8 protein-coding genes are annotated in these 8065 nt (G+C 66.8%); 3 read left to right on the forward strand and 5 right to left on the reverse strand.

Annotation, left to right across the window (positions count from 1 at the left end; genetic code table 11):
- From VDP82_RS10750 to VDP82_RS10760, 3 genes are all read right to left on the reverse strand, one after another.
- The coding region (locus tag VDP82_RS10750; protein ID WP_323014845.1) for a sensor histidine kinase N-terminal domain-containing protein at positions 1–2125 on the reverse strand (2125 nt) is incomplete at its 3' end.
- Between the two features lie 80 nt (positions 2126–2205).
- Positions 2206–2877 carry a response regulator transcription factor gene (locus VDP82_RS10755; protein WP_323014846.1) on the reverse strand — a complete coding sequence of 224 codons (672 nt, stop codon included), beginning with the start codon at positions 2875–2877 and terminating at the stop codon, positions 2206–2208.
- Positions 2878–2965: 88 nt separating this feature from the next.
- Positions 2966–3133, reverse strand: a complete 168-nt coding sequence (locus VDP82_RS10760; protein ID WP_323014847.1) for a hypothetical protein — start codon at positions 3131–3133, stop codon at positions 2966–2968.
- A gap of 215 nt (positions 3134–3348) precedes the next feature.
- Between VDP82_RS10760 and uxaC the strand changes: the two genes are divergently transcribed.
- Complete coding sequence (gene uxaC / locus VDP82_RS10765; RefSeq protein WP_323014848.1) at positions 3349–4755, forward strand: glucuronate isomerase; 1407 nt, start codon at positions 3349–3351, stop codon at positions 4753–4755.
- Between the two features lie 454 nt (positions 4756–5209).
- Here the strand turns inward: uxaC and VDP82_RS10770 are convergent, their stop codons facing one another.
- Entirely contained in the window at positions 5210–5356 is a 147-nt protein-coding gene (locus VDP82_RS10770) for a hypothetical protein (RefSeq protein WP_323014849.1), read from the reverse strand.
- 214 nt (positions 5357–5570) lie between these two features.
- On the opposite strand from VDP82_RS10770, the gene VDP82_RS10775 reads away from it, so the two are divergent.
- Both VDP82_RS10775 and VDP82_RS10780 read left to right on the forward strand, forming a co-directional pair.
- Positions 5571–6419, forward strand: coding sequence for an aminoglycoside phosphotransferase family protein (locus tag VDP82_RS10775; protein WP_323014850.1), 849 nt, complete (start codon positions 5571–5573; stop codon positions 6417–6419).
- Positions 6420–6424: 5 nt separating this feature from the next.
- Complete coding sequence (locus tag VDP82_RS10780) at positions 6425–6943, forward strand: CAP domain-containing protein (RefSeq protein WP_323014851.1); 519 nt, start codon at positions 6425–6427, stop codon at positions 6941–6943.
- A gap of 33 nt (positions 6944–6976) precedes the next feature.
- Here VDP82_RS10780 and VDP82_RS10785 read toward each other — a convergent pair.
- A partial coding sequence (locus VDP82_RS10785) for a glycerol kinase GlpK (protein ID WP_323014852.1) occupies positions 6977–8065 on the reverse strand: 1089 nt, incomplete at its 5' end.

Consider the following 8065-nt stretch of genomic DNA (forward strand, 5'->3'; position numbering starts at 1 on the left):
CCTTGCGGGCGAAGGCATAGGAGCCCAGCACATTGTAGCCCAGCGCCAGCGTGCCATCGGCCACCCCGTTGAGGATGGCCGGGCTCGATCCCGAAAACACCGCCCCCACACGCCCGAAGGCGGCGGCCAGCCGCCAGAAATTGGACGAGATCGTCTGGTCCTGCGCCGCCAGCAGATAGCCCACGCCCGAAAGGGCGATGTCATAGGTGGCGATGATGCCGGAAAAGCGCTCGCCCTCATGTTCGAGCATTTCGGCCAGCGTCAGGTGGGTGCGCGGCACCGCGTCGGGCGCGATGCGGTCGGGATTGTAGATGATGACGGCCGGCTCGAAGGTGAAGCCGAACACCTCGTTGCGCCAATGCGCCCAGTCCGGCAGCTCGCCGAGAAAGGGACTGTCATAGGCCATGGCGTACCCGTCATTGGCCAGCTTCACCATCAGGTCCGAGGCCGAGCTGACCAGCAGGTCGGGATGGGGCGCCATGGTTCCGGCCCTATATTGCTCATAGAGCGGCCGCGTGTCGGTTTCCTCATAGACGATGCTGATATCGCGATGCACCCCCTGGAAGCCGGCGATGAACTGGTCGAAAAGCGGCGTATCGGTGGTGCCCACAATGGTCAGCACCAAGGCGTCGCTGCCATCGAGCGCCGGGTAATGGCTGGTTCGCGCCTGCGCCTGCTGCGGCTGCACCAGCAGCAAGCACACAACCAGGGCCGCCAGGCTCCCCAGCGCCTTGCGCATCTGTTCGAGCCGCGCATTGCGCCCTACCAGCGGCAGCTCGATTTCCACGCTCAGCCCGCCCCCCTGCCGGTCCATCAGGCGCAGGGCCCCCCGATGCGCCTCGGCCACGCGCTTGACGATAGACAGGCCCAGCCCCGATCCGGCCTTGCCGCCCCCCGCCGATCCCCGCTTGAACCGCTCCAGCACCAGCGGTTTTTCCGCCTCGGCGATTCCTGGCCCCCGGTCGCTGACGCGCATGGTCAGCAGGCCCTCCTGCACCGTCCCGCCGATTTCCACCGCGCCCTCCGAATAGATCAGCGCATTGTCCACCACATTGCGCACCATTTCGCGCAGCGCCAGCCTGTCGCCGCGGATCGCGGCCGCGGCCACGTCCTTGGGCAGCGCCATGACGATGCGCCGGGCCTGGCCGGGGTCGAGCCGCTGGCGCACCTCTTCCACCACGGTGCCGAAAGTGGTGGTGTCGGTCTCCTGGTTTTCCAGCCGGTGGGAGATGGTCGCTTCCATCAGAAGCTGGGTCACCAGCTGGCTTGCCTGCACCGCCCCCTGGTGGATGCGTCCCACCCGCCGGCGCAGCGCTTCGGGGTCCTGCTCGTCCATGGCCACTTCCGCCTGCGCCCGCAATGAGGCCAGCGGCGTGCGCACTTCATGGGCGGCTTCCGCCACCAGCCCCGTCACCCGCTCCATGGCGCTGCCCAGCCGCGCCATGAAGGCGTTGAGCCCGCTCACCAGATGGCTCACCTCCTGCGGCACCGGCACCGTTATGGGCGACAGATCGTCCGGCGCCCGCCCGCGCAATTCCTGCTCCAATTGCACCAGGGGCGCGAACATGCGCCCGATGCCGAACCACACCAGCGCCACCGCCAGCAGCGTCAGCGCCACCACCGGCACGATGGCATTGCCCAGGATTTCCGCGCTCAGCGCCTCGCGCTCGTTCTGCGTCTCGGCCACATGGATGCTCACCCAGCGCGCATCGTCGCCCGACGAGGTCAGCCGCCCCACGCTCGCCACCCGCACCGTTTCCCCGCGATAGACCGCATCGGCAAAGACCGGCCCCGCCGCGCGCATCTCCTCCAGCCCCGCCGACAGATCCTCATAGCCGGTCACCGCCCGGCCATTGGAATCCTCCACCGCGTAGAACACCCGGTCGCGCCCGGAAAACATGGCGAAGGAGGCTAGCGGCAGCTCCACGATCACCGTGTCGTCCTCTACCTGCACCGCCCCGGCGATGGACAGCGCCGAGGCGGCCAGCAGCCGGTCGAACGCCCGGTCCGCTGCCCGCTCGGCATAGTCGCGGATGAAGACGATCAACACCACCGCCGCCATCAGCAGCAGCGCCAGCGCCAGCACCAGGATGCGCCGGCGGATGGAAAAGGATTTACCCGCCATGGTCGTATCCGCAGGCACGATCTGCACCCTCCCCCTTGTGGGGAGGGCTGGGGAGGGGGGCTGCGGGGCGATAGGGCTTTTCACCCATTGGGCACGCGCAGCACATAGCCCACCCCGCGCACCGTGCCGATGGCGATATCGGCGCTTTCCAGTTTCTTGCGCAGCCGCGAGATATGCAGTTCCAGCGCGTTGATCGACACCGCCTCGTCGAAATTGAACAGCTGGTTCATCAGCCTTTCCTTGGGCACCACCTTGCCGGCATGGGTGACCAGGATTTCCAGCAGGCGGAATTCGCGCTTGCCCAGCTCCAGCGACACCCCGCCCACGCTGGCATTGAGCCCGGTAATGTCCAGCTCCAGATTGCCCGCGCTGAGCAGGCTGCTGGTCTGCCCGCCGGTGCGCCTTATCAGCGCCCGCAGCCGTGCATCGAGTTCGCGCAGGTCGAACGGCTTGACCAGATAGTCGTCGGCGCCCAGATCGAGCAGGCTCACCTTGTCGTCGATTTCCGAGCGCGCCGTAATCACCAGGATCGGGACGTTGAACTTGCGCCGCCGCAATTCGGCGATCAGCCCGATGCCGTCCCGGTTGGGCAGCATCAGGTCCAGCGTCACCGCGTCGAAGCTCTCCGCTTCCGCCGCCGGCACCACGTCATTGCCGTCGCGCACCCATTCCACCGAATGGCCGGCGCTGCGCAGGCGCTTTTCGATCGCCTCGCCAAGGTCCTCATTGTCTTCAACCAGCAGGATTCGCATCGGCGCCCCTCGTCCCCGCCGCAATCTAACGCGCTTTGCGCCAAAAGGGGACCATGGCTTTTAGGGGCGACGCCCTGCGGCGAAGAAATTATCCCAGCGACATCATCATCGCCGCCGCCACCGCCACGATGGTCAGGGCCGCCAGCCCCGCCGCCGCCAGCATTGTCTGGGCGTGTTGCAAATGGCCGCCGCCGCGCGCGCTCCGGCGCATCATGGCCAGCATGGGCCGGGTTGGTCGGGAATCGATATTGGTCATCGCATGGCCCTCCACTGGTCCGGCCGCCGCGGCCGGAAACGGGGATGGGGCGTGGCCCTGTGGCTCTTTCTGCCCTCGATGCCCGAGGCTAACCCCAGCGGCGGAATTGGCGAACGCCATCCTCTCGACGCGGTTAACTTATCTCAAATGCCATTCAAGCCTATCTTGTATGGAAGATGATTGATCCGCGCCCGTCTTCATGGCATGAAAGTGCCATGACACACCTGCACCCCGACCGTCTTTTTCCCGCTTCGGCGCCCGCCCAGTCCATTGCGCGCGAGCTTTACGCCGAAGTGGCCGACCTGCCGCTGATCTGCCCGCACGGGCATACCGATCCGTCCTGGTTCGCCGACAATACCCGCTTCTCCGATCCGGCGGCGCTGTTCCTCACCCCCGATCACTACGTGCTGCGCATGCTGCGCAGCCGGGGCCTGAGCTATGACGAGCTGGGTGTGCCGCGCAAGGATGGCAAGAAGGTCGCCGGGGGCAGGGCGGCCTGGCGGCTGTTTGCCGCCAACTACCATCTCTTTGCCGGCACCCCGTCGAAAACCTGGATCGACCATTCCCTCCATTGGGCCTTCGGCATCACCGAGGAGCTTTCCTCGCAAACCGCCGACGCCATTTACGACACCATCGATGCGGCCCTCGCCACGCCGGCGCTGCTTCCCCATGCCCTGCTCGACCGGGCGCGGGTGGAAACCATCGCCACCACCGAATTCGCCCTCGATCCTCTCGCCCATCACCAGAAGATGGCCGGGAATGGTTTCATCGGCCGGGTGCGCACCACCTATCGCCCCGATGACGTCACCGATCCCAGCCGTCCCGCCATCGTCGAGAACCTGCACAAATTCGGCGAGATCACCGGCGAGGACATTTCCAATTGGGATGGCCTCATCAACGCCCACCGCAACCGGCGCGAATATTTCCGCCGTTTCGGCGCCGTCGCCACCGATCACGGCGTGCCCACCGCCAACACCGCCGATCTGTCGGCCCCCGAAAAGCAGGCCCTGCTCGATAAGATCCTCGCCGGCCGGCACGACGCCAATGACGCCGAGCTGTTCCGCGCCCAGATGATGACCGAGATGGCCCTGCTCTCGGTGGAAGACGGCATGGTCATGCAGATGCATGCCGGCTCGCGCCGCAATACCGATCCGCTGCTGTTCGCCGAGCGCGGCCCCGATCTGGGCGCCGATATTCCCGGCCCCACCGATTATGTCGGCGGGTTGCGCGCGCTGCTGTCGAAGTGCGGCAACGAGCCCAATCTGCGCCTCATCATGTTCGTGCTCGACGAAACCACCTATGCGCGCGAACTGGCGCCCATGGCCGGCTATTGGCCCAGCCTGATGATCGGCCCGCCCTGGTGGTTCCACGACAGTCCGCAGGGCATCCGCCGCTATCTCGACCAGGTGGTGGAATCGGCCGGCTTCTACAATCTCGCCGGCTTCAACGACGACACCCGCGCGCTGCTCTCCATTCCGGCCCGCCACGACGTCTGGCGGCGCGAGGTCTGCGGGTTCCTGGCCAGTTGGGTGGGCGAAAACCGCCTCACCCGCGCCAGCGCCCGCGATATCGCCAGGCATCTGAGCTACCAGGCCGCCAAGGACGCCTATCGCATCGGCTGAGTGTGGCTTCCGTCTATCGCCCCCTCCCCCTTGCGGGCAGGGCTATCGCATATGGGTTGTGGCACGATAGCGCCGCACCCGCCGGGCGGTGCCTCCCCCTTGACGGGGAGGTTAGGAGGGGGTGTCGAGAGCCCCGATATTCGGGCAAAACGCCCCGAAGCGATAGACCGGGACGCCGCTATCGGTGGTGTCGAGAGCCCCGATATTCGGGCTAAACGCCCCAGGGCGTGGCGCTGGGCATGTGGCTGGAGGGTGTCGAGAGCCCCGATATTCGGGCTAAACGCCCCCCACCCCTGATCCAGCCATTCGAGCATAGCTCTCATGGCCTTCTCGCCTCAAATCGCCCCACTGGGGCGATTTGCCCTGAAGGAATGGCTCGAAGCCCCGTAAGGGGGAGGGAAGAAAAGAGCCGAAACTTCCGTGCGAGCGTTCCAATAACGCTCCGCTTGCCCCCTCAGGGCGACTTCCACAGCACCAGCAGCAGGATCACCACGCCGGTGATCAGCAGGGCGATCAGCCCGCCAATGCCGTTCATCGCCTGCCGGGCCCAGCCCGGCTCCGGCCTCGTTATCCTGTGTCCGTCATAGGGTTGATGCGTCATTCCCGGCGCCTCCCCGTTTCCTCCGGTTCCATCCGCTTCCAGCCTGCGCTGCCAAGGGTAACGAAGCCTTGCGCCCCCAGCCTATTCTTGTCTTACGGTTGCACCCATGCCAACAGACAGGCTTACCAAATGGTTACCGCCACCATTTCATCACCTTTTGCGGGCAGGTGCGTTGGTATCGAAACCGTCTTCGGCTTCTGCTCTAATGTCGGTCATGAATCAGTCTCCTGTCGAAACCGCGCTCAGCCGCGCCATGATCCGCTGGTCGCTGACCCGCTCCACGCCCGTGGCCGAAACCGCGACGAGCTGGATTTTCCGCGTCGACCAGAATGGCCGCAACTCCGCCGCCCTCAAGATCTTGAAGCCCGAGCGCGCCGCCGATGAGCGGCGCGGTGCCGCGCTTCTGGCCTGGTATGGCGGGGAAGGGGCCGCCACCGTCTTCGATACCCATGGCGATACCATCTTCATGGAATGGCTCGATGGCGGCACGCTGGGCGAGCCCGTCCGCGCCGGGCATGACGACGAGGGCGCCATCGCCATTGCCGGCGTTGTCGCCGCTCTCCACCGCCCCCGTGCCGAGACGCCCGAGGATCTCCAGCCCCTGCGCCAGCGCTTCCAGACCCTGTTCGACACCGATGTGCGCGCCTGGCCCCACACCGCGCGCGATCTTTATGCCCGCGCCAGCGGCATTGCCCTCAAGCTCTTCGACCGCCCCAGCGCCAATATTGCCCTGCATGGCGATCTGCACCACGACAATATTCTCAGCTCCGATCGCGGCTGGCTGGCCATCGATCCCAAGGGGCTGATGGGCGATCCGGCCTATGAACTGGCCAATGTCTTTCTCAATCCCGAGCGCGGCGCGCACATCGCCGCCGATCCGCGCCGCATCGCCGCCCGCGCCGATATCTTCGCCCAGCGCCTGGGCTATGCGCGCAAGCGCATCCTGGGCTGGGCCGCCGCCCATGCGGCGCTTTCCGCCTCCTGGGAGCTGGCCGAGGGCAGGGCCATCACCACCCAGCTCGCCTGCCTGCCGCATCTGCTCAGCGCCTACGACCAGGCGTGACCCCCATGAAGGATCGTTTCATGCCCGCCAGCCTGTCGCGCCGTGGCTTCCTGGTTCTGGGCGCTGCCGGAGCGTTGTCGGCCTGCGCCACCACCGTGCCGGTGCTGCCCAAGCCCGCCAACGCCCCCGAGGCCCTCACCGATGAGGAAATCCTGCGCGCCATCAACATGACCCGCGCCGCCAATGGTGCGCCCGCCTGGGCCTATAATACCCGCCTGGAGGAGGCCGCCCGCGCGCAGGCGCGCCTGATGGCGCAGAAGAACACCATGAGCCACGATCTGGGCGTCACCCTGCGCCAGCGCGTCACCGCCGCCGGCTATCTGGGCGCCGTGGGCGAAAATGTCGCCAAGGGCTATACCAGCCTGCCGGGCGCCATCGAAGGCTGGCTGGCCTCGCCCGGCCATCGCTCGACCCTGCTCAGCCACCGTTTCGTCGAATTCGGCCTCGCCGCCGCCCGCGCCTCCAATGGCCGCTATTATTGGGCGCTCATCGCCGGCGGCAGCTTCCAGGCCTGGATGGGTTAGGCCCCCGGCCGTCCCACCCCGCCGACGTCATCCTCACACGCTCAGCGTGCGCCGCACCGCCGCGTCCCAGCCCTTGACCTTGCGCTTGCGTTCCGCCGGCGCCATGGCGGGCTCGAAGCGTTTGTCGCGCGCCCAGCCGGCGGCGAATTCGGTCATGCCCGGCCATACGCCGGCCTTCGAGCCGGCGAGCCACGCCGCGCCCAGCGCCGTGGTTTCCAGGATCACCGGCCGGTCCACCGGCGCGTCCAGGATGTCGGCGAGGAACTGCATGGTCCAGTCCGAGGCCACCATGCCGCCATCGACGCGCAGCACCGTGTCCCCGCCGCCCTTCCAGTCCTTGTGCATGGCTTCCAGCAGGTCGCGCGTCTGGTAGCACACCGCCTCCAGCGCCGCCCGGGCGATTTCCGCCGGGCCGGTATTGCGCGTCAGCCCATAGATGGCGCCGCGCGCCTGTGCGTCCCACCAGGGCGCGCCCAGCCCGACAAAGGCCGGCACCATATAGACATTCTGGCTGGGATCGGCCGATTGCGCCAGGGGCCCGGTCTCGCTGGCCTGCTTGACCAGCTTGAGCCCGTCGCGGATCCATTGCACCGCCGCCCCGGCGATGAAGATCGAGCCCTCCAGCGCATAAATGGTTTCCCCATCCAGCCGATAGGCGATGGTGGTCAGCAGCCGGTTTTTGGAGGCCACCCGGTCCTTGCCGGTATTGAGCAGGGCGAAGCACCCGGTGCCATAGGTGGATTTGAGCATGCCCGGCGCAAAGCAGGCCTGCCCGATAGTGGCCGCATGCTGGTCCCCGGCCACCCCGAGAATGGGAATGGCGGCGCCGAACAGCGCCGGATCGGTCACCCCGAAATCGTCGGCGCAGTCCTTAACCTCGGGCAGCAGCGCCTCCGGCACGCCGAACAGCTCCAAGAGGTCCTTGTCCCAGTCATTGGCGCCGATATCGAACAGCAGCGTGCGCCCGGCATTGGTGGCGTCGGTGGCGTGAACCTTGCCCCCGGTCAGCCGCCAGATGAGGAAACTGTCCACCGTGCCGAAGGCCAGCTCGCCCTTTTCCGCCCGCTTGCGCGCGCCCTTCACATGGTCGAGCAGCCAGCCGATCTTGGTGCCGGAAAAATA

The organism is Devosia sp., assembly GCF_034675085.1.
In the GTDB taxonomy this organism is placed as follows: Bacteria; Pseudomonadota; Alphaproteobacteria; order Rhizobiales; family Devosiaceae; genus Devosia.

What these genes read in the sequence shown, in the direction of transcription:
- VDP82_RS10755 (WP_323014846.1), bottom strand. Translation starts at nt 2,877, where the DNA reads ATGCGAATCCTGCTGGTTGAAGACAATGAGGACCTTGGCGAGGCGATC.
- VDP82_RS10760 (WP_323014847.1), bottom strand. Translation starts at nt 3,133, where the DNA reads ATGACCAATATCGATTCCCGACCAACCCGGCCCATGCTGGCCATGATG.
- uxaC (WP_323014848.1), top strand. Translation starts at nt 3,349, where the DNA reads ATGACACACCTGCACCCCGACCGTCTTTTTCCCGCTTCGGCGCCCGCC.
- VDP82_RS10770 (WP_323014849.1), bottom strand. Translation starts at nt 5,356, where the DNA reads ATGACGCATCAACCCTATGACGGACACAGGATAACGAGGCCGGAGCCG.
- VDP82_RS10775 (WP_323014850.1), top strand. Translation starts at nt 5,571, where the DNA reads ATGAATCAGTCTCCTGTCGAAACCGCGCTCAGCCGCGCCATGATCCGC.
- VDP82_RS10780 (WP_323014851.1), top strand. Translation starts at nt 6,425, where the DNA reads ATGAAGGATCGTTTCATGCCCGCCAGCCTGTCGCGCCGTGGCTTCCTG.